At 73.6% G+C, this 18,809-nt stretch carries 21 protein-coding genes; 12 read left to right on the forward strand and 9 right to left on the reverse strand.

Going from position 1 to position 18,809, the window contains the following annotated elements; genetic code table 11:
* The first annotated feature begins 11 nt into the window (after positions 1–11).
* Together AC3X7R_RS00805 and AC3X7R_RS00810 are read left to right on the forward strand one after the other, a co-directional pair.
* Positions 12–653 (forward strand): DUF1775 domain-containing protein, encoded by a 642-nt coding sequence (locus AC3X7R_RS00805; RefSeq protein ID WP_489963640.1) that lies wholly within the window; start codon positions 12–14, stop codon positions 651–653.
* Complete coding sequence (locus AC3X7R_RS00810) at positions 650–2,266, forward strand: copper resistance CopC/CopD family protein (protein ID WP_489963641.1); 1,617 nt, start codon at positions 650–652, stop codon at positions 2,264–2,266. The genes AC3X7R_RS00805 and AC3X7R_RS00810 overlap by 4 nt, the downstream gene beginning before the upstream one ends.
* On the opposite strand, the gene AC3X7R_RS00815 is transcribed toward AC3X7R_RS00810, so the two are convergent.
* Positions 2,260–2,388 carry a hypothetical protein gene (locus AC3X7R_RS00815; RefSeq protein WP_489963642.1) on the reverse strand — a complete coding sequence of 43 codons (129 nt, stop codon included), beginning with the start codon at positions 2,386–2,388 and terminating at the stop codon, positions 2,260–2,262. The two genes, AC3X7R_RS00810 and AC3X7R_RS00815, sit on opposite strands and share 7 nt — an antisense overlap.
* 159 nt (positions 2,389–2,547) lie before the next feature.
* On the opposite strand from AC3X7R_RS00815, the gene AC3X7R_RS00820 reads away from it, so the two are divergent.
* Entirely contained in the window at positions 2,548–3,222 is a 675-nt protein-coding gene (locus AC3X7R_RS00820) for a VOC family protein (RefSeq protein ID WP_489963643.1), read from the forward strand.
* 21 nt (positions 3,223–3,243) lie between these two features.
* Here AC3X7R_RS00820 and AC3X7R_RS00825 read toward each other — a convergent pair whose 3' ends face one another.
* Complete coding sequence (locus AC3X7R_RS00825; RefSeq protein WP_489963644.1) at positions 3,244–4,629, reverse strand: SGNH/GDSL hydrolase family protein; 1,386 nt, start codon at positions 4,627–4,629, stop codon at positions 3,244–3,246.
* Between the two features lie 63 nt (positions 4,630–4,692).
* Between AC3X7R_RS00825 and AC3X7R_RS00830 the strand changes: the two genes are divergently transcribed.
* A complete protein-coding gene (locus tag AC3X7R_RS00830) occupies positions 4,693–5,271 on the forward strand; it encodes a 1-acyl-sn-glycerol-3-phosphate acyltransferase (protein ID WP_489963645.1) in 579 nt (192 codons plus the stop codon).
* A 91-nt stretch (positions 5,272–5,362) separates the two neighbouring features.
* Here the strand turns inward: AC3X7R_RS00830 and AC3X7R_RS00835 are convergent, their stop codons facing one another.
* Genes AC3X7R_RS00835 through mca form a run of 3 tightly spaced genes read right to left on the reverse strand, consistent with a single transcriptional unit; the run spans position 5,363 to position 6,904 of the window.
* Positions 5,363–5,635, reverse strand: a complete 273-nt coding sequence (locus tag AC3X7R_RS00835) for a GlsB/YeaQ/YmgE family stress response membrane protein (protein WP_489963646.1) — start codon at positions 5,633–5,635, stop codon at positions 5,363–5,365.
* 55 nt (positions 5,636–5,690) lie between these two features.
* Positions 5,691–5,948, reverse strand: coding sequence for a hypothetical protein (locus AC3X7R_RS00840; RefSeq protein ID WP_489963647.1), 258 nt, complete (start codon positions 5,946–5,948; stop codon positions 5,691–5,693).
* 47 nt (positions 5,949–5,995) lie between these two features.
* Positions 5,996–6,904 carry a mycothiol conjugate amidase Mca gene (gene mca / locus AC3X7R_RS00845; RefSeq protein WP_489963648.1) on the reverse strand — a complete coding sequence of 303 codons (909 nt, stop codon included), beginning with the start codon at positions 6,902–6,904 and terminating at the stop codon, positions 5,996–5,998.
* Positions 6,905–6,933: 29 nt separating this feature from the next.
* Here mca and AC3X7R_RS00850 point away from each other — a divergent pair, with 29 nt between their 5' ends.
* Both AC3X7R_RS00850 and greA read left to right on the forward strand, forming a co-directional pair.
* Positions 6,934–7,329, forward strand: a complete 396-nt coding sequence (locus AC3X7R_RS00850; RefSeq protein WP_489963649.1) for a DUF4307 domain-containing protein — start codon at positions 6,934–6,936, stop codon at positions 7,327–7,329.
* A gap of 173 nt (positions 7,330–7,502) precedes the next feature.
* The gene (gene greA / locus AC3X7R_RS00855) at positions 7,503–8,000 is read left to right on the forward strand and encodes a transcription elongation factor GreA (protein ID WP_489963650.1); all 498 of its coding nucleotides are present in this window, start codon (positions 7,503–7,505) and stop codon (positions 7,998–8,000) included.
* Between the two features lie 7 nt (positions 8,001–8,007).
* Here the strand turns inward: greA and ilvA are convergent, their stop codons facing one another.
* The 4 genes from ilvA to AC3X7R_RS00875 are packed head-to-tail and all read right to left on the reverse strand — an operon-like array spanning position 8,008 to position 13,208.
* Complete coding sequence (gene ilvA, locus AC3X7R_RS00860; RefSeq protein WP_489963651.1) at positions 8,008–9,222, reverse strand: threonine ammonia-lyase; 1,215 nt, start codon at positions 9,220–9,222, stop codon at positions 8,008–8,010.
* Positions 9,209–10,618, reverse strand: a complete 1,410-nt coding sequence (locus AC3X7R_RS00865; protein ID WP_489963652.1) for an AI-2E family transporter — start codon at positions 10,616–10,618, stop codon at positions 9,209–9,211. Before AC3X7R_RS00865 ends, ilvA begins: the two co-directional genes overlap by 14 nt.
* 12 nt (positions 10,619–10,630) lie before the next feature.
* Positions 10,631–12,049 carry a glutamate mutase L gene (locus AC3X7R_RS00870; protein ID WP_489963653.1) on the reverse strand — a complete coding sequence of 473 codons (1,419 nt, stop codon included), beginning with the start codon at positions 12,047–12,049 and terminating at the stop codon, positions 10,631–10,633.
* Positions 12,036–13,208: a cystathionine gamma-synthase gene (locus tag AC3X7R_RS00875; RefSeq protein WP_489963654.1), complete on the reverse strand. Its 1,173-nt coding sequence runs from the start codon at positions 13,206–13,208 to the stop codon at positions 12,036–12,038. The genes AC3X7R_RS00870 and AC3X7R_RS00875 overlap by 14 nt, the downstream gene beginning before the upstream one ends.
* A 115-nt stretch (positions 13,209–13,323) precedes the next feature.
* On the opposite strand from AC3X7R_RS00875, the gene msrA reads away from it, so the two are divergent.
* The 6 genes from msrA (at position 13,324) to AC3X7R_RS00905 (ending at position 18,804) form a co-directional block, all read left to right on the forward strand.
* Complete coding sequence (gene msrA, locus AC3X7R_RS00880; RefSeq protein ID WP_489963655.1) at positions 13,324–13,971, forward strand: peptide-methionine (S)-S-oxide reductase MsrA; 648 nt, start codon at positions 13,324–13,326, stop codon at positions 13,969–13,971.
* A 1-nt stretch (position 13,972) separates the two neighbouring features.
* Positions 13,973–14,506 (forward strand): GNAT family N-acetyltransferase, encoded by a 534-nt coding sequence (locus tag AC3X7R_RS00885; protein WP_489963656.1) that lies wholly within the window; start codon positions 13,973–13,975, stop codon positions 14,504–14,506.
* A gap of 24 nt (positions 14,507–14,530) precedes the next feature.
* Complete coding sequence (locus AC3X7R_RS00890) at positions 14,531–15,862, forward strand: ABC1 kinase family protein (RefSeq protein ID WP_489963657.1); 1,332 nt, start codon at positions 14,531–14,533, stop codon at positions 15,860–15,862.
* Between the two features lie 122 nt (positions 15,863–15,984).
* Positions 15,985–16,806 carry an ABC transporter ATP-binding protein gene (locus tag AC3X7R_RS00895; RefSeq protein WP_489963658.1) on the forward strand — a complete coding sequence of 274 codons (822 nt, stop codon included), beginning with the start codon at positions 15,985–15,987 and terminating at the stop codon, positions 16,804–16,806.
* Between the two features lie 130 nt (positions 16,807–16,936).
* Positions 16,937–17,959, forward strand: a complete 1,023-nt coding sequence (locus AC3X7R_RS00900) for an aliphatic sulfonate ABC transporter substrate-binding protein (protein WP_489963659.1) — start codon at positions 16,937–16,939, stop codon at positions 17,957–17,959.
* Positions 17,959–18,804, forward strand: coding sequence for an ABC transporter permease (locus AC3X7R_RS00905; protein ID WP_489963660.1), 846 nt, complete (start codon positions 17,959–17,961; stop codon positions 18,802–18,804). Before AC3X7R_RS00900 ends, AC3X7R_RS00905 begins: the two co-directional genes overlap by 1 nt.
* The last annotated feature ends 5 nt before the right edge of the window (positions 18,805–18,809 follow it).

An 18,809-nucleotide genomic window follows, 5' to 3' on the forward strand; every position in this document is an offset into this window, starting at 1 on the left:
CGCTCCTCCCCATGCCCTCACGTCGGCCCGCCCGGGCCCTCGCCGCCCTCGCGGGCGCCGTCGTCCTGGCAGGGACCGTGCTCGTGGCGCCCGGGGCGGGAGCACACGTCTCGGTCACCCCCGGCACGGTGACCGCCGGGGAGGAGGCCGTCGTCACCCTGGAGGTGGACCACGGCTGCGGGGAGTCGGCCACCACGCGGCTCGAGGTCCGCCTCCCCGACGGGCTGGAGAGCGTCACCGTGGCGCCCACCCGCTCCTGGCGGGTGGGCCGGGAGGGTCGGGTCCTGGTGCTGGACGCGGCCACCCCGTTGCCCAGCGACCTGCCCGCCAGCTTCGCCCTCGCGTTCCGCGCTCCGCAGGCCGCCGGCGAGGTGCTCGCCTTCCCGACGGTGCAGAGCTGCGAGGAGGGCGAGGAGGCCTGGACGCAGGTCGCCACCGACGGCGCCGCGGCCGAGCTCGACCTTCCCGCGCCGACGGTCCGGGTGGTCGGCGAGATCCCGGCGACGACGCCGGGGCCCAGCGCCCGGTGGCCGGCGCTCCCCCTGGTCGCCGTGGTCGCCGTGGGCGCTGTGGTCGGCCTGGCCTCGCTGCTGCTCGTGCTGCGGGGACGGCGGCGCCCGGGCGGGCGCGTCCCGGAGACGCGCCCGCGGTGAGGCGGCTGCTCGCGGCCCTGGTCCTCCTCGTGGCCGGGACGACCCTCGCCTCGGCCGCGCCCGCCTGGGCCCACGCGCAGCTGACCGGCACCGACCCGTCCGAGGGCGCGGTGCTCAGCGAGGCCCCCTCGGCGGTGGCGCTCTCCTTCAGCGAACCGGTGCGGCTGACCGGCCGACGGATCACCACCTACGACGCGGCCGGGAACACGGTGGCCTCCACCGCCCGGGCCGACGGGTCCCGGGTCGAGGTCGAGATGGGCGAGCAGCTCGGCCGCGGCACCTACCTGGTCTCCTGGCTGGTCGTCTCGGACGACGGCCACCCGCTGCGCGGCACCCTCACCTTCTCCGTGGGCGCGCGCAGCCCGGTGGTCACCCCGCCCCCGGCGCTCCCGTCGGGGAGCGACATGACCGCGGACCGGGGCCTGCTGGCGGGGCTCGCCCTCGCGGGGCTGCTGCTGATGTCCGGCCTCGCCGGCTTCCTCGCCCTGCTGCACCCGCACGTGGGGCAGGCCGCCCGCCGCCTCCTGCGCGCGGCGGCGGCCGCGGCGGTGGTCGCCGCCTGGGTGCAGGTGCCGGTCGCCTCCGCCTACGCCCAGGGCCTCGGCTGGTCCGGGCTGACCGAGGGGTTCGAGCCGGAGCTGGTCGCCTGGGAGATCGGTGGCGCCGCCCTGGTCACGACCGGTGCGCTCCTGGTGCTGCTGGGCAGCGGCGGGCGGGTCCTGGGCCGCGGCGACCGGGCGCTGCTGCTGGTCGGGGCGCTGACGGCCCTCTGGGCGCCCCCGCTGGTCGGCCACTCCCGCTCCTACGGGCCCGCGCTCCTCGTCCAGGGCGCCGACGCCCTCCACGTGCTGGTCGCCGCCGTCTGGACCGGCGGGGTGGTGGGGCTCTGGCTGGTGCTCCGGGAGGACGACCGCGCTGTGACGGCCAGGGCGCTCGGCCGCTTCTCGACCGTGGCCGCCGGGTCGCTGGTGCTGCTGGCGGCCAGCGGGTCCTACCTGGGCTGGCGCATCCTGGGCTCCTGGTCGGGCCTCGTCACGACGACGTACGGCGTGCTGCTGCTGACCAAGGTCGCGCTGGTGCTGCTGGTGGCGGGCCTGGCCGCCTGGAACAGGTTCGTCCTGGTCCCCCGCCTCTCCCGTGACCAGGGGGCGCAGGAGCGGCTGGGCCGGACGCTGCTCGCCGAGACGGCGCTCCTGGTGGTCGTGGCCGGGGTCGCGGGCTTCCTCTCCAACCAGCCGCCCGTCGACCAGCCCGAGCCGCCGGAGCCACCGCGCCCGGTCGCGGAGACCGTGGAGCTCGGCGACCTGCGCGTCGCGGTGGAGCTGACGCCTGGCGCCCCGGGCGCCAACACGCTGACGCTCCGGGTCCAGGATCCGGCCGACCGGCCGGTGGCACCGGCCTCGGCGCCCACGGTGGAGCTGCGGTCAGCGGAGTTCGACCTCGGCACGCTGGCGCTGCGCGGGGTGGGCGAGGGGGTCTACGAGGCTCTCGTGCCGCTGCCGCGCGGCGGCGACTGGCGGCTCTCGGTGGGTCTGAGGACGAGCCGCTTCGACCATCCGGTCGCCACCGTGAAGATGCCGATCCCGGACACCCCTGAGCGGGCGGCTCAGTAGCCCAGGCCGAGCACCGCCAGCAGGAAGCCGATGCCCGGGACCGCCCACAGCATCAGCAGGCCCCCCAGCTCGGCGAGACGGTCGTGGTCACGTCCTCGGGGTCCCACGTGCGGGGTGGTCACGGAGGCCTCCTGGATCGGGTACGGAACTCAGGGAAGGTGCCCGGTCGCCGCGATCGGGAAACCCTCCCGCACGCGTCGCGCACCTCACACCGCTCACGCTGGACCGGTGAGGTCCCGACGTGCCTTCCCCGGCGAGGTGCGCTCTGCTTGACTGCTGCGATGAGTCTGGCGACGTGGAAGGACCTCTGCCTCGACGCCGTGGACGTCGACGCACAGGCGCGCTTCTGGGCCGCCGTCAGCGGCCTCGAGGTCGCGACCGCCGAGGCGCCGGCCCGACTGAGCGGGCCCACCCCAGGGCACACCGTCTGGGTCAACCAGGTCGACCGGCCCCACGTGGTGAAGAACCGGCTCCACCTCGACGTCGACTGCGCCTCGGTCGACGACCTGCTGGCACTGGGGGCCAGGGTGCTTGCTCCCGCGTCGGAGACCGGCTTCGGCTGGACGGTGATGGCCGACCCGGAGGGCAACGAGTTCTGTGCGTTCGTCCGGGGTGCCGACCACGTGCCGGACTACCGCCTGCACGGCGTCGCGATCGACTGCGCGGATCCCGAGACCCTGGCGAGGTGGTGGGGGTCGCTCTTCGGGGCCGAGGCGACCAACGAGCCCGGGGACGACTGGTGGACCCTCACCGGGATCGCCGCGGACGACCGGATGACGCTCGACTTCTGTCCGGTGCCGGAGCCGCGCTCCGCGCCCAACCGGGTGCACTGGGACGTCACCGGCGACGTCGACGAGCTGCTGGCCCGCGGCGCGACCCGGCTGTGGGAGATGCCCGGCTGGACGACGCTCGCCGACCCGGAGGGCAACGAGTTCTGCGTCTTCCCGCGCTCCTGACGGTCAAGGCCTACGGACAGCTCACCTCAGGCACGAGGGCCGGGCGAACCTCACCGCGTGCACCGTCTTGAGCCCCTGGTCGCGGAGCACCACCTGCGCCTTGACCACGCCGCGCGCCGGCACCTGGCCACGCTTCAGGACCGCCTTGAAGGGGGTCGCCCGCGAGACCGCGACCTTCTTCCCCCCGACGGAGAAGCGGGTCCGTGCCACGTTCTTCGTGACGCCCCGCACCTCCAGGCGAGCCGCCCCGTCGCGGCAGGAGACGCGGCCGCGCAGCGTCTTCGCCTGGCGCCGCAGCTCGGCGCGGCGCGTCGCCCGGTCCTTCGCCGGGTTCTTCTCGACGACCGGGGGCAGGGTGACGGTCGGCGTGGGAGCAGGCACCGGCGGGGTCGGCTGGGCGGGAACGGTGGGCTCGGGCGTCTCGGTCGGCGCCGGGCTCGGCGTCGGCGCCGGGCTCGGGGCCGAGCCGCCGGCGCTCACGCAGGAGTCGTCGAACGGGGTCTGCGCCTGGCCGCGCAGTGCCTGGACGGTGCGCACCAGGTGCTGCGCCATCGCGTCCATGCCGCAGGCCGACGGGTGCAGGGTGGCCCCGTCGTCGTAGGTGGACAGGGCCCGGATCCACTGACGCTCGGGCGGCGCGCAGGCGGTGCGGTCGACCGAGCCGGGGATCTCGCGCATGTCGACGAACTCCACGTCCTGCTCGTCCGCGACGCTGGCGAGCAGGTCGGACATGCGGTCGATCTGGCCCTGCACGTAGGCGAACTCCCCGGTGGTCAGGGCGCCACCGAACGTGCTCGGGCACCCACCGGGCGGCAGGTAGGTGCCGTACCCGACCACCAGGATCTCGGCGTTCGGCGCCTTCGCCTTGGCCTCGGAGAGGCCCCGGGTGAGCGAGGCCTCCAGGGTGGAGAACTTCGTCGCCAGCGGGTCGGTGCCGGCCGGGGGGACGCAGTCGGTGGTGAAGCAGCCCACCGCGAGCTGCACCAGGCCGATGTCGTTGCCGCCCAGCGTCCCGAAAGTGACCAGGGTGGTGTCGGCGTCCAGGGCGTCGAGCTGCGGGTCGTTGACGGGGGTCCCGCCGCCCTGGGGGGCGAAGAGGTCCTTGGTCTGCGCGCCGCCGCAGCTGGCGTCGGTGAACGCCGCGAGCCCGCCGGGGAGCTGGTCGTCCCAGGCCTGGGCGGCGAGGCTGGGGAAGTTCAGCTCGCTGCGGCTGCAGCCCTCGGGCCGCTGCGGGGCGATGCCCGGCCCCGAGGCGAAGGAGTCGCCCAGGGCCACGTAGCGCTCACCGCCGGGGCCTCGGTCCCAGACCCGGCTGAAGGAGTCGGAGGCGGCATGGCCGGTGGGGACCAGGGCCGCCGAGGCGAGCAGGGGCACGAGAGCTGCGAGGGGAAGAGTGAGTCGGCGCACCAGATGAAATTACCCGATGTGTGACAGCCGTCATACCTCTTGGGGGTCCTTTAGGGTCTGGGCATGCTGATCCGCCGCACCCTCGCCCGCACCCTCCTCCGAGCCGCTCGATGGCGGGTGGTGGGTGAGGTGCCGCCCACCGGGATCATGGTGGGGGCGCCGCACACCTCCAACTGGGACTGGGTGGCGACCCTCTTGATGATGTGGTCACGCGAGGTCACCCCGCGGATCCTGATCAAGCGGGAGCTCTTCAAGGGCCCGCTGGGCTGGCTGCTGCGCGCCACCGGCGGGGTGCCGGTGGATCGGGACAACGCCTCCGAGGTGGTCTCGGAGCTGGCCGAGAACCTCTCCCGGGACGAGACGCTCGTGGTGGCCATCGCCGCGGAGGGCACCAGGACGAGGTCCGAGCACTGGAAGAGCGGCTTCTACCGGCTGGCCCAGCAGACCCACCTGCCGGTGGCCCTGGGGTTCATCGACGGCCCGACCAGGACGGTCGGGTTCGGCCCCACGGTGGAGATCACCGGGGACGTCCGTGCCGACATGGACGTCATCCGGGCGTTCTACGCCGACAAGCAGGGCCTGCGACCCGAGCACCGCACCGAGCCGCGACTGCGTGAGGAGCTCGCCGACGGGCAGGCCTGAGACCTCCGGACGCACGACGACCGCGCACCCACTCGGGTGCGCGGTCGTCGTGGCCGGTACGGACGAGCTCCGCCCGCAGAGCCCGACTGGGTCAGACGTGCGACTTCTTGCTCGACATCCCCTCGGCGACGCCGACCAGGATGAAGGCGGCGATCACCGCGAAGATGAAGCCGAGGAAGTTGAGCTCGAACGGGTTGGTGTTGTCGTTGAGCAGGCCTCCCAGGAGACCACCGATGATGGCGCCCACGACGCCGAGGAGCATGGTCGCGACCAGGCTCATGGACTGCTTACCGGGACGGAGCAGACGCGCGAGAGCGCCGATGACGATGCCGACGAGGAGAAGTCCGAGGATTTGAATGATCATGAGCCCGCCGTACCCCCTCTCCTGACGCGACAAACGCCGCGCCTCCGGAGGGGCCTCAGGGACGCTCGTGGTCCTCGGGATCCCGCGGGGCGACCCGGTCGCCGTAGACGCCCGCGTCGCGGGCGGCGGTGGTCTTGCGCAGCTGCCGGATCAGGCTCCAGCCGAGCAGTGCGACCGCGACGGCCATACCGAGCCAGAGCAGCAGGGCCGTCCAGCCGGCCTTGACGTCCTCGGGCTCGGGAGACTTGCGGGGGGCTCCGTCTGCCAGCGACAGCAGGGGGTGGAGGAGCGACGGGTCCAGGAGGTCGAGCATGCTCCCAGTGTCTCAGGCGCCCCCAACGGCCGCCGGGTCAGGGCCGCTCAGCCCGCGTCGCTGCTCGAGCCGTCGATGCCGGCGAAGAGGTCGTCCTCCGGCAGCTCGGTCTCGACGTGGCTCACCACCAGCTCGAAGTCCTCCGTCGGCCAGACCTCCTCCTGGATCTCGCGCGGGATGGCGAACCAGAAGCCGTCCGGGTCGATCTGGGTGGCGTGCGCCAGCAGCGCCTGGTCGCGCACCCCGAAGTAGTCGCTGCACGGGACCCGGGTGGTGATCCGGGCGTCCCACTCCGGGTTCGGCTCCCACTTCTCCAGCCGCTCGGCGAATGGCGACTCCAGCCCGTGGGCGAGCATCGCCTCGTGCAGCGCCACGCTCCGGGGGCGGTTGAAGCCGTGCTGGTAGTAGAGCTTGAGCGGCTGCCACGGCTCGCCGGCCTCGGGGTAGCGCTCCGGGTCGCCGGCCGCGTGGAACGCCTCGACCGAGACCTCGTGGCACTTGATGTGATCCGGGTGCGGGTAGCCGCCGTTCTCGTCGTAGGTCGTCATCACGTGGGGCCGGAACTCGCGGATCAGCCGCACCAGCGGCGCCGCCCCCTCCTCCGGCGTCACCAGGCCGAAGCAGCCCTCGGGCAGCGGCGGCTTGGGATCGCCCTCCGGCCAGCCGGAGTCGACGAAGCCGAGCCAGTCCTGGGTGATCCCCAGGATGTCGCGGGCGCACTCCATCTCCCGGCGCCGCACCTCGGTGATCTTGGCCGCGATGTCGGGGCGGTCCATCTTGGGGTTGAGGATCGAGCCGCGCTCCCCGCCGGTGCAGGTGACGACGTGGACGTCGACCCCCTCCGCGACGTACTTCGCGGTCGTGGCAGCACCCTTGCTCGACTCGTCGTCGGGGTGGGCGTGCACGTGCATGAGGCGCAGGCCGGCGCGCGCGCCGGCTCGGGGGCGGTCGGGCATGGCTGGAGTCTAGGTGGCACGCTAGAAGCGTGACTTCTCAGGCAGAGCTGGCGGAACGGTACGGCGCCCCCACGGAGCGTCGCCGCCTCGTGGTGAAGGTCGTGGTCGGCGTCCTCGCCGTCGTCCTCCTGGGGTGGTTGGCGTGGGCCGCGTGGTTCCACGGCAACCCCACCGCCGAGTCGGGCCAGGTGGGCTACGACGTGGTCGACGACCACACCGTGACCGTGGTGGTCGACATCCGTCTCGACGGCACGGACGAGGCGGAGTGCCTGGTCCGCGCCTACGCGGAGGACAAGACGGTCGTCGGCGAGCAGACCTTCACCGGGGTCGCCGGCCGCCAGGAGGTCACCGTGCGCACCGAGCGCCGCGCCACCAGCGCCGAGAATGTCGGCTGCCGCGCCGACGGCCAGTCCCGACGGCGCTGACCGTCGGTCGTTCTGCCGGTTGGCTGCCGGTTGATCTGTCGGCGGGCGCTTTCACCCGTCCGTTGCTAGACTGATCCGTCAACCAGTCACCCGCAGGGCTCACAGGCCTAGATCGCCCCACACGGCGGCGATGAGCCCGGCGGGTGTTGCTATTCCCGTACAGGAGTGAAGCGATGACGCAGTCGACCGATCAGGCCACCATCTGGCTGACCCAGGACGCTTACGACAAGCTCACGGCGGAGCTCGAGGACCTCAAGGGTCCCATGCGCCAGGAGATCATCGACAAGATCAGTGCCGCCCGCGACGAGGGCGACCTGAAGGAGAACGGCGGCTACCACGCCGCCAAGGACGAGCAGGGCAAGCAGGAGGCCCGCATCCGTCAGCTCGAGGACATGCTCCGCCGTGCCGAGGTCGGCGAGACCCCCGCGGACGACGGGGTCGTGGAGCCGGGGATGAAGGTCACGGTCCGCTTCGTCGACTTCGGCGACGAGGAGGTCTTCCTCTTCGGTGCCCGCGAGATGGAGGAGGAGGGGCTCACGGTCTACTCCCCCCAGTCCGCCCTCGGCGCCGCGATCAACGGGCGCAAGAAGGGCGACACGGTGACCTACGAGGCGCCCAACGGCAAGGACCTCAAGGTCGAGATCGTCGACGCCGTCCCGTTCACCGGCTGAGGCCGGCTCACTCGTAGACGCGGTGGCCGCGCTCCCGCAGCCGAGCCAGCACCTTCTCGGCGTGCGGGGCGCCCCGCGTCTCCAGCTGCAGCCTCACCTCGACCTCGTCGAGCGCGAGGCTCGGTGAGGTGCGCTCGTGGGCGACCTCGAGCACGTTGGCGCCCGTCTCGCTGACCTCGGCGAGCAGTCGTGCCAGTCCTCCGGGCCGGTCGGCGATGCAGACCCTCAGGTAGAGGAAGCGACCCGCCGAGGCGAGACCGTGCCGGATCACCCGCCCGAGCAGCAGGGGGTCGACGTTGCCGCCGGAGAGGACCGCCACCGCGGGGGTCTCGAAGGCGGTCGGGTCGTCGAGCAGGGCGGCCACGGCGGCGGCCCCGGCGGGCTCGACGACCATCTTGGCCCGCTCCAGCAGGGCCAGCAGCGCCCGGGAGAGCGACTCCTCCGAGACCGTGCGGATCTCGTCCACGTGCTCGCGGACCGCGGCGAAGGGGATCTCCCCGGGGCGGCCCACCGCGATCCCGTCGGCCATCGTGCCCATGGAGACGAGGGCCACCGGCCCCCCGGCGACCAGCGAGCCGGGGAACGCCGCGGCGCGTTCGGCCTGCACGCCGATCACCCGGACGTCGGGGCGGGTCGCCTTCACCGCGATCGCGATGCCGGCGAGCAGCCCGCCGCCGCCGGTGGGCACCAGCACGGTGCGCACCTCGGGCGACTGCTCGAGGATCTCCAGCCCGCAGGTGCCCTGGCCGGCGACCACGTCGGCGTGGTCGAAGGGATGGATCAGCACGGCCCCGGTCTCGGCCGCGAACGCCTGCGCGGCGTCGAGGGCGTCCTCGAGGTAGGCACCGGCGAAGACCACCTCCGCGCCGTATCCGCGGGTGGCCCGCTCCTTGGGGATGGGAGCGCCCTCCGGCATGAAGACGGTGGCCCGGATGCCGAGCATCTGGGCGGCCAGCGCCACGCCCTGCGCGTGGTTGCCGGCCGAGGCCGCCACCACGCCGCGCGCCCGCTCCGCCTCGCTCAGCCCGGCGATCCGCACGTAGGCGCCCCGGGCCTTGAAGGAGCCGGTGCGCTGCAGGTTCTCGCACTTGAGCTGGACCGGGCCGCCGACCAGCCCCGACAGCCAGCGGGACTCCTCCATCGGGGTGCGGACCGCCACCCCCGCCAGCGTCACCGCCGCTGCCTCGATGTCGGCCCGGGTGACCGACTCAGGCGTCGTCACGACGTCCCTCGTCGTCGTCGACCACCGGGCTCGCGGGTTCGGGCACCGGCTCGGCCTGGTTGCCCGCGGCGCGTTCGCCGGCTATCTCCTCCTCCAGCACCTCCTCGGGCTCGGCCTCCCCCACGTCGGTCTGCTCGGCCAGGTGCTGGATCACCGCGTTGGCGGCGGCGACCAGCGGGACGGCGACCAGCGCGCCACCGATGCCGGCCACGAGCAGGCCGCAGGCGATGGCCACGATCACCCCGAGGGGGTGGAGGGAGACGAACCGGCCCATCAGGAACGGCTGCAGGATGTGCCCCTCGAGCTGCTGGACCACGATCACGCCGCCGAGCATCAGCAGCGCGGTGAAGGGCCCTTGGTCGACCAGGGCCACCAGGACCGCCACCGAGCCGGCGACGGTGGCGCCGATCATCGGCACGAAGGCCCCGAGGAAGACCAGCACCCCGATCGCCAGCACGAAGGGCACGCCGAGGATCTGGGCCACGATCATCACCCCGAGGGCGTCGACCAGGGCCACGATCACGGTGGCCCGCACGAACTGGGTCAGCGAGATCCAGGCGACCCGTCCCGAGTTGTCCACGTGCTCGCGCGCCGCCCGGGGGGCGAGGCGGACCATCCAGGCCCAGATCCGCTCCCCGTCGGCGAGGAAGAAGTAGGTGGCGAAGAGGACGATGAAGAAGCCGGCGGTGACGTGACCCAGGGCGGTGCCGATGCCGGTGACCTGGCTGACCACGGCACCGTTCTGGGAGCCCTCGGTGATGGCGTCCTGCGCCACCTTGATGTAGTCGTTGATCTGGCTCTCGCTGGCCTTGAGCGGACCGTCGGTCAGCCACAGCCGGATCTCCTGGAGACCCTGCACCACCTGGTCGGCCAGGTCGGAGGCGCCGTTGGCGACCTGCTGGCCGGCGAAGGTGAGGAGCAGGCCCACCACGCCCAGGGTGAGCACCACCGAGGTGATGCTGGCGAGCCCCCGTGGGATGCCGATCCGGGCCAGGCCCCGCACCAGCGGGCTGACCAGCGCGCTGACGAGCAGGGCGATGGCGAGCGGCAGGGTGACGACCGCGAAGTCCGCGACCGTCCGCGCGATCAGGTAGCCGGCCACGGCGATGACGATGAACCGCCACGACCAGGCCGCCGCGAGGTCGAGGCCCCACGGCACCTGGGCCCGGCTGAAGTTGGAGGCGCCGCCGGTGATCACCGGGGGTTGCGCCGCCCGACGTTCGGCGCGGATCAGCGCCCACTGGTGGGCGAGCTGCTGGGTGATCCGCTCCCCCAGGCTCTCGCGGCCCTGCCCGTCGGCCGGCCCGGCCGCCTCGCCAGCCGCCTGCCCGTCGACCTGCCTGTCGACCCGAGTGCCACCACCGTCAGCGGCGCGCCGCTTGTCCCCGTCATCCATCACCTCGTCAGGCTACCCAGGCACGCCGTCCGGCCACCGCTCCCGCCACCGCTCCAGCAGCCGGTGCGCCGCCGCGGGGTGGTCGGCGGCCAGCAGGCCGGCCCACGCCAGGGCGTGGCCGTCGTCGACGACCAGGCGCGGGGAGCGGGGCAGCTGCCACCCCTCGTCGGGCTCCCCGGGGCCCCCAGGCTCCAGCGCACGCCTCAGCACCCGCTCGGCCACGCCGAGGCGGCCGTGCCGCAGCACCCCGCCGGAGCCGACCAGGAGGCGCACCTCGCGCAGGTCCTTCCCGCTCCGCTCGACCACCCGGCCGTCCGGGCCGGCGACGATCCGGGCTCGGCCGGCGTGGCGGCGCAGGGCGAGCCCGACCGCGGCACCGGCGATCGCCTCGTCGACCGTCGCCTCCGCCTCGTCCTGCGGGACCATCCCCGGATCCGCCCGCCTGGCGGCAGCGGCAGCCGCCAGCTCGTCCTGCCCGGCCGCCTCGACGGTGCCGGGAGCCGACCAGCGCATCCCGAGGTCACCCTCGACCGTCCGGGTCAGCGGCGCGGTGGCGACCACCTCGCGGGAGAGCCCGCCGGCGCCGGAGCGCGTGGTGTCGGGGTCCGGCTCCACGGCGCTGTGCACGTCGGTGGTGGCGCCCCCGACGTCGACCACCACGACGTCGCCCACCAGCCCGGCCAGCAGCGCGACCCCGGTGAGCACCACGTCGGGAGTGGCACCGCGCACCATCTCCAGGAACGCGGGACGGGCCGAGAGCCCCTTGCCGCCGATGACGTGGGAGCAGAAGACCTCCCGGATCGCGTGCCGGGCCGACTCCGGTGACAACACCCCGATCCGCGGGACGACGTTGTCCGCGGGCACCGTCGGGACACCCCCGTCCCGCAGGGTGGCCACGACCCGGTCCCTCGCCTCGACGTCGCCGGCGACCACCACGGGCAGCCGCCACCCGCGAGCGGCCAGCAGCGCAGCATCCGCCTCGAGGCCCGCCGAGTTGCCGCCGTCGGTGCCGCCCACCAGGAGGAGCACGTCGGCGGCGGCGGCGACCAGCTCGGCGTAGCGCTCCTCGGTCAGGCCACCGGCCAGGACCGCGACGACCCGACCACCGCTGGAGAGCGCCACCCGTCGGCCGGCCTCGGCGGTGACCAGCTCCTCGTTGCCGACCACTGCGATCCGCAGCCCGCCCGCCGCCGAGGAGCAGGCCAGCACCGGTGCGTCGTACGCCGTCGGCTCGACCTCGGCCAGCCTCGCCAGGCAGGTGTCGAGCCCGTCGAGCAGGTCGTCCCCGGGGCCGGGCGCGCCCGTGGGCAGGGTGGTGGGGTGGCTGGCCACCGCGACGAGCGCGCCGGTGCGGGTCTCGACCAGGACGGCCTTGGTGAACGTCGAGCCGAAGTCGGCGCAGACGACGAACGGGCTCTCAGCCGAGGGCACGGTCGAGGTCGGCCAGCAGGTCGTCGATCGTCTCGATGCCGACGCTGAGCCGGACCAGGTCCGCCGGGACCTCCAGGTCGGTGCCCGCCACGCTGGCGTGGGTCATCCGGCCCGGGTGCTCGATCAGCGACTCCACACCGCCCAGCGACTCCCCGAGGGTGAACACCTCGGCGCGCGCGCAGACGTCCAGGGCGGCCTGCTCGCCGGCGGCCACCCGGAAGCTCACCATGCCGCCGAAGCGCTTCATCTGCTTCGCGGCGACCGCGTGGCCCGGGTGCTCGGCGAGGCCGGGGTAGATGACCTCCGCGACGGCCGGGTGGCCGGTCAGGAAGTCGACGACCCGCTCGGCGTTGTCGCAGTGCCGGTCCATCCGCACGGCCAGCGTCTTCAGGCCGCGGTGGGTGAGGAAGCTGTCGAACGGCCCGGGGACGGCGCCGATCGAGTTCTGGTGGAACGCGACCTGCTCGGCCACCTCGAGGTCGCGCACCACCAGGGCGCCGCCGACCACGTCGGAGTGGCCGCCGACGTACTTGGTGGTCGAGTGGACCACCACGTCGGCACCGAGCACCAGCGGCTGCTGCAGGTAGGGCGAGGCGAAGGTGTTGTCGACCACCAGCAGCGCGCCCGCCTCGTGGGCGACGGCGGCGAGCGCCTCGATGTCGCCGATGTTGAGCAACGGGTTGGTGGGGGTCTCCACCCAGACCAGCCTGGTCCGGCCGGGCTGGATCGCCGCGCGCACCGCGTCGACGTCGGAGACCGCCGCCGGGCTGTGGGCCAGGCCCCAGTTCTGCTCGACCTTGTCGAAGAGCCGGTAGGTGCCGCCGTAGGCGTCGTCGGGGAGCACCACGTGGTCGCCGGGACGGCACAGCGCCCGGACCAGCGTGTCCTCCGCCGCCAGGCCGGAGGCGAAGGCGAAGGCGCGCTCCCCCTCCTCCACCGCGGCCAGCGCGCCCTCGAGCGCGGTGCGGGTCGGGTTGGCGGAGCGGCTGTACTCGTAGCCGCCACGCATCCCGCCGACACCGTCCTGCTTGTAGGTGCTCGTCGCGTAGATCGGCGGGATCACCGCGCCGGTGGTGGGGTCGGGCTCGTACCCGGCGTGGATCGCACGCGTCTCGAAGCCGGACTTGTGGGCGTGCTCATGGCTGTTGGACTGGCTCACCCGTCCGAGACTAGCCGCGGCGCGGATCGGGTATCCGGTCCGGGCTGACGGGAAGCAGCGGGGCCTTGCCGCGGTTGGAACACTTGACCCGTCCACCCACCCCGAGGAGCTCACGATGTTCGGCCGCGCCAAGTCCCACCTGCCCTCGCCCGACGAGGCCCTGCCCGGCCGGGACCACCAGCCGTGGCGCCTCGACCACCACCTGGTGCTGAAGACGCCCGTACAGACCGACGAGGTCCCCGACGGCATGGAGGTCGCGATCTTCGGCCTCGGCTGCTTCTGGGGCGCCGAGGAGATCTACTGGCAGATCGACGGCGTCTGGTCCACCTCGGTCGGCTACGCCGGCGGCATCACCCCGCACCCGACGTACGAGGAGGTCTGCTCGGGCCGGACCGGTCACACCGAGGCGGTGCGGATCGTCTTCGACCCGACTCAGGTCTCCTTCGCCACCCTGGTCAAGCGCTTCTTCGAGATCCACGACCCCACCCAGGGGATGCGCCAGGGCAACGACGTCGGCACCCAGTACCGCTCGGCGATCTACGTCACCTCCCCCGAGCAGGAGCAGGTAGCGCGCGAGCTGACGAAGGTCTACGGCGACGAGCTGGCCCGGCGGCAGCTCGGCGAGATCACCACCGAGATCCGCCCGGCCGAGGAGGCGGGGTACTACTACGCCGAGGACGCCCACCAGCAGTACCTGGCCAAGAACCCCTTCGGCTACCGCTGCCACGCCAACACCGGGGTGAAGTTCCCGGCCTCGGCCTGAGATGCGCTTCGAGCACGACCTCGGTGACGGGCTGGCGCTGACCCTGCGCGACCCGTCCACCGCCGAGCGCATGCACGAGCTCACCCTGGCCAACCTCGAGCGGCTCCGCGTCTGGGAGGACTGGGCGCAGGGGCCGCAGTCGCTGGAGGGGATGCGGCTCTTCACCCGCCAGCAGCTCGAGGGCTGGGTGCTCGGCCGCACCCTGCCGACGGTGATGTCGGTCGACGGGACGCTGGTCGGGGCGGTCGGGGCACGCATCGACCCGTGGACCCGGATCGCCGAGCTCGGCTACTGGGTGGACGCCGCCCACGAGGGCCGGGGAGTCGTCGGCAGGTGCGTGGCCGCGATGGTCGACCACCTGGCCTCCCGGCCCGACGTGGTCCGTCTGGAGATCCGCACCTCCGCCCACAACACGCGCAGCCGTGCCCTGGCCGAGCGGGTCGGCTTCACCCACGAGGGCACGCTGGCCGGGGCCAAGCCGGTGGGCGAGGAACGCCACGACGCGGCCGTCTACGGCTTGCTCGCGACCGACTGACCATAGATCGGCCACACTGGAAACATGGTGGATCTCCCCCGGAAGGCCGTCGCCCGCACCGCCCGGCTCGCCGCGCTGCCGCTGGGCTACGCCGGCCGGTCGGCTCTGGGGATGGGCAAGCGCCTCGGCGGCAAGCCGGCGGAGGCCGTGCTGAGCGAGGTGCAGCAGCGCACCGCCGAGCAGCTCTTCCGCACCCTCGGCGAGCTCAAGGGCGGGGCGATGAAGTTCGGCCAGGCCCTCTCCGTCCTCGAGGCGGCCCTGCCCGAGAGTGCCTCGGCGCCCTACCGCGAGCACCTCACCGCCCTGCAGGACAACGCCCCCACGATGAGCACCCAGCAGGTGCGCGACGCGATCGCGGAGTCCCTCGGGCCCGACTGGCGCGAGCAGATCACCTGGCTCGACGGCGCCGCGGCCGCGGCCGCCTCGATCGGGCAGGTGCACCGAGGCACCTGGCACGACGGCCGGCAGGTCGCGATCAAGGTGCAGTTCCCCGGCGCCGACGAGGCGCTGCTGGGCGACCTGCGCCAGCTGGCCCGCGTGGCGCGCGGGGTCGCGCCGGTCTTCCCGGGCCTGGACATCGCGGCCCTGGTGCGCGAGCTGCAGGAGCGCGCGGCCGAGGAGCTCGACTACGGGATGGAGGCCGAGGCCCAGCAGGTCTTCGCCGAGGCCTTCGACGCCGACCCCGAGATCCTCGTCCCCCACGTCGTCCACGCCACCGAGAAGGTCCTGGTGACCGAGTGGCTCGACAGCGAGGGCTCGCTGGCCCGGATCATCGCCGAGGGCACCCAGGAGGAGCGCGACCACTACGGCGAGCTCCTGGTCCGTTTCAACTTCGCCGGTCCGAACCGGACCGGGATGCTGCACGCCGATCCGCACCCGGGGAACTTCCGCACCATCCCCGCCGACGACGGTTCCCCCGGCCGGCTCGGCGTGCTCGACTTCGGCGCCGTGGCGCGGCTGCCCGGTGGCGCCTTCCCCGAGCCGGTGGGACGGCTGCTGCGGGCCGCCGCCGCCGGCGAGGCCGAGGTGCTGCTCGACGGGCTCCGTGCGGAGGGGTTCGTGCGTCCCGGCGTCCGGGTGGACGCCGGCGCGCTGCTGGAGTACCTCTCCCCCCTGCTCGAGCCGCTGACCGTCGAGCGGTTCCGGTTCAGCCGGGACTGGATGCGCAGTCAGTACGAGCGGCTCAACGACCCCCGCGCGCCGCACTTCACGATGGCGACCAGGATCAACCTGCCCCCCTCCTACCTGCTCATCCACCGGACCTGGCTGGGCGGCATCGCCCTGCTCTGCCAGCTGGAGGCCGAGGTGCCCTTCCGGGGCGTGCTGGAGGGGTCCCTGCCCGGCTTCGCCGAGTAGCGGCTCCCCCGGCCGACGCCCGGCCCGCGAGACTCCCTGGACCCTGAGGGACGCGGAGCCCCTTCATCCGCTTTAATTGCAGTAAGTCGCTGTACTTACCGCTTTTGAAGACAGGATCACCGATGAGCCTCCTCGCTCCGCCCACGCAGTCGCTGTCCAGCGCCGCCACCGCCCAGGCGCTCGAGGTGCACCTGCACGGCGTCGGCCGCGCCTTCGGCACCGGCCCAGCGCGCCGCGAGGTGCTGCGCGGGGTCGACCTGCGGATCGCGGCCGGCGAGGTCGTCGCCCTGCTGGGGCCCAGCGGCTGCGGCAAGTCGACCCTGCTCCGGGTCACCGCCGGGCTGGACCAGCCCACCGCCGGGCGGGTGCTGGTCGGGGACCGCGCCGTCCAGGGCATCGAGAGCCGCTGCGCGGTGGCGTTCCAGGAGCCCCGCCTGCTCCCGTGGCGCACGCTGCGGGCCAACGTCGCCCTGGGGCTGCCCGCCGGCACCCCCCGTCGTGCCGGCGAGGAGCTGGTCGATGAGCTCCTCGACCTGGTCGGGCTGGCCGAGCACGCCGACCACCGGCCCCGCGAGGTCTCCGGCGGGATGGCCCAGCGCACCTCGCTGGCCCGCGCGCTGGCCCGACGCCCCGGCGTCCTCCTGCTCGACGAGCCCTTCGGCGCCCTGGACGCCCTGACCCGGATGAAGATGCAGGACCTGCTGCTCGACGTGCGCCGGGCCAACCCCACCACCGTCCTGCTTGTCACCCACGACGTGGACGAGGCGCTCCAGCTGGCCGACCGCGTCGTCGTCCTCGGCCGCCACGAGGGCGAGCAGGCCGCGGGCGTCGCCGAGGTGGTCACCGTCCCGGGCGAGCGCCCTCGCGACCGCGGCTCCGTCGAGCTCGCCCAGCTCCGCGGCCGGCTCCTGGAGAGCCTCGGCGTCGACGCCCACCGCCACTGAGTCCCCCGCCCAGCCCCACTCCGCGCAGCCCCACCCCGCCCAGTCCCACCCCGCACAGCCCCACCCGCACAGCCCCACCCCGGCACATCCACGGCGCACCCGCGCCACCCCCACCAGAAGAGGAACCATCGTGACCAAGCACGACCCGACGGCCCTGCGCCGCGCGCTCGCCGGCCTGCTGAGCGCCGGCCTGCTCCTGACCACCGCCGCCTGCGCCGAGGGCGAGGCCGAGGCCGGCAGCGACGGGCGCTCGCTCGAGATCGACTTCGCCACCTACAACCCGCTCAGCCTGGTCATCAAGGACCAGGGGTGGCTGGAGGCCGCCCTGGCCGACGAGGACGTCAAGGTCACCTGGGTGAAGTCCGACGGCTCCAACAAGGCCAACGAGGCGCTGCGCGCCAACGCCATCGACGTCGGCTCGACCGCCGGCTCGGCGGCCCTGCTGGCCAGGGCCAACGGCTCCCCCATCCACACGATCGACATCTACTCCCAGCCGGAGTGGGCCGCGATCGTGGTCGGCAAGGAGTCGAAGATCAAGAGCGTCGAGGAGCTGGCCGGCAAGCAGGTGGCCGCCACCAAGGGCACCGACCCCTACTTCTTCCTGCTCCAGTCGCTCGCCGCCGAGGGGGTCGACCCCGACGAGGTGACCGTGGAGAACCTGCAGCACGCCGACGGCTGGTCGGCCCTGGCCAACGGCTCGGTCGACGCGTGGGCGGGCCTCGACCCGATCATGGCCGCCGCCGAGCAGGAGGGCGCGAAGCTGATCTACCGCGACATCGACTTCAACACCTACGGCTTCCTCAACGCCACCGAGGAGTTCCTCTCCGAGGAGCCCGAGCTGGCCCAGCTCGTGGTCGACGCCTACGCCAAGGCGCGCGACTGGATCGAGGAGAACCCGGACGAGGCGGTCTCCATCCTCGCCGAGGCGGCCGCGATCGACGAGGCGGTCGCTCGCACCGTGCTCACCGAGCGGACCAACCTCGACTTCGACCACGTCCCGGGGCAGGCCCAGCTCGACGTGCTGACCACGGTCGGCCCGCTCTTCGTGGAGTCCGGCGACGTGGAGGAGCAGTCGCAGATCGACGAGGCCCTCGACAGCCTCCTCGAGGACGAGTACGCCGCCGGCGCCGACGCCAGCCGGGTGGCCGACTGATGCCGGGCGCGAGCCGGGCGCGTGTCGACGGGGGCGCCGACGAGGGTGTCCGCGCCCCCGTGGGCCACGGTCGCCAGCAGGCGGCCTGGCTCGCGCACCCCGTCGTCCGCGTGCTGGGCGGGCTGGTGCTGCCGGCACTGCTGCTGCTGGGCTGGCACCTGCTCACCCGGACCGGCGTCTTCAGTCCCGTCCAGCTGCCGGCTCCCGGCGCCGTCCTCGAGGCGGGCCGGGGTCTGCTGGAGCGCGACGAGCTGCTCGGGCACGTCCACATCTCCACCCAGCGGGTGCTGGTCGGCTTCGCCGTGGGCGCCTCGATCGGCATCCTCCTGGGCTCCCTGCTCGGGCTCTCCCGGGTCGCCGACCTGCTGCTCGCCCCGACCATCGGCGCGGTGCGCGCGGTGCCGTCCCTGGCCTGGGTGCCCTTGCTCATCCTGTGGATGAAGCTCGGCGAGGACTCCAAGATCACCCTGATCGCCATCGGCGCGATGTTCCCCGTCTTCACCACCGTCCACCTGGCGCTGCGGCACGTCGACCGCCAGCTGGTGGAGGCGGCGCGCGCTTTCGGGCTTCGCGGCGTGCGGCTGCTCACCGCGGTGCAGCTGCCTGCCGTGGTCCCGGCGGTCTTCTCCGGGCTGCGGCTGGCGCTGGCCCAGTCGTGGCTCTTCCTGGTGGCGGCCGAGCTGATCGCCTCCTCCCAGGGCCTGGGGTTCCTGCTGGTGGACTCCCAGAACAACGGGCGCACCGACCGGCTGCTGCTGGCGATCGTGCTGCTCGCGCTGCTGGGCAAGACCACCGACGCGGTGCTGGGCGTGGTGGAGCGCTGGGCCGTGCGCCGCTGGGCGTGAGCCCT

It is taken from the genome of Nocardioides sp. Z22_16, from assembly GCF_058134365.1.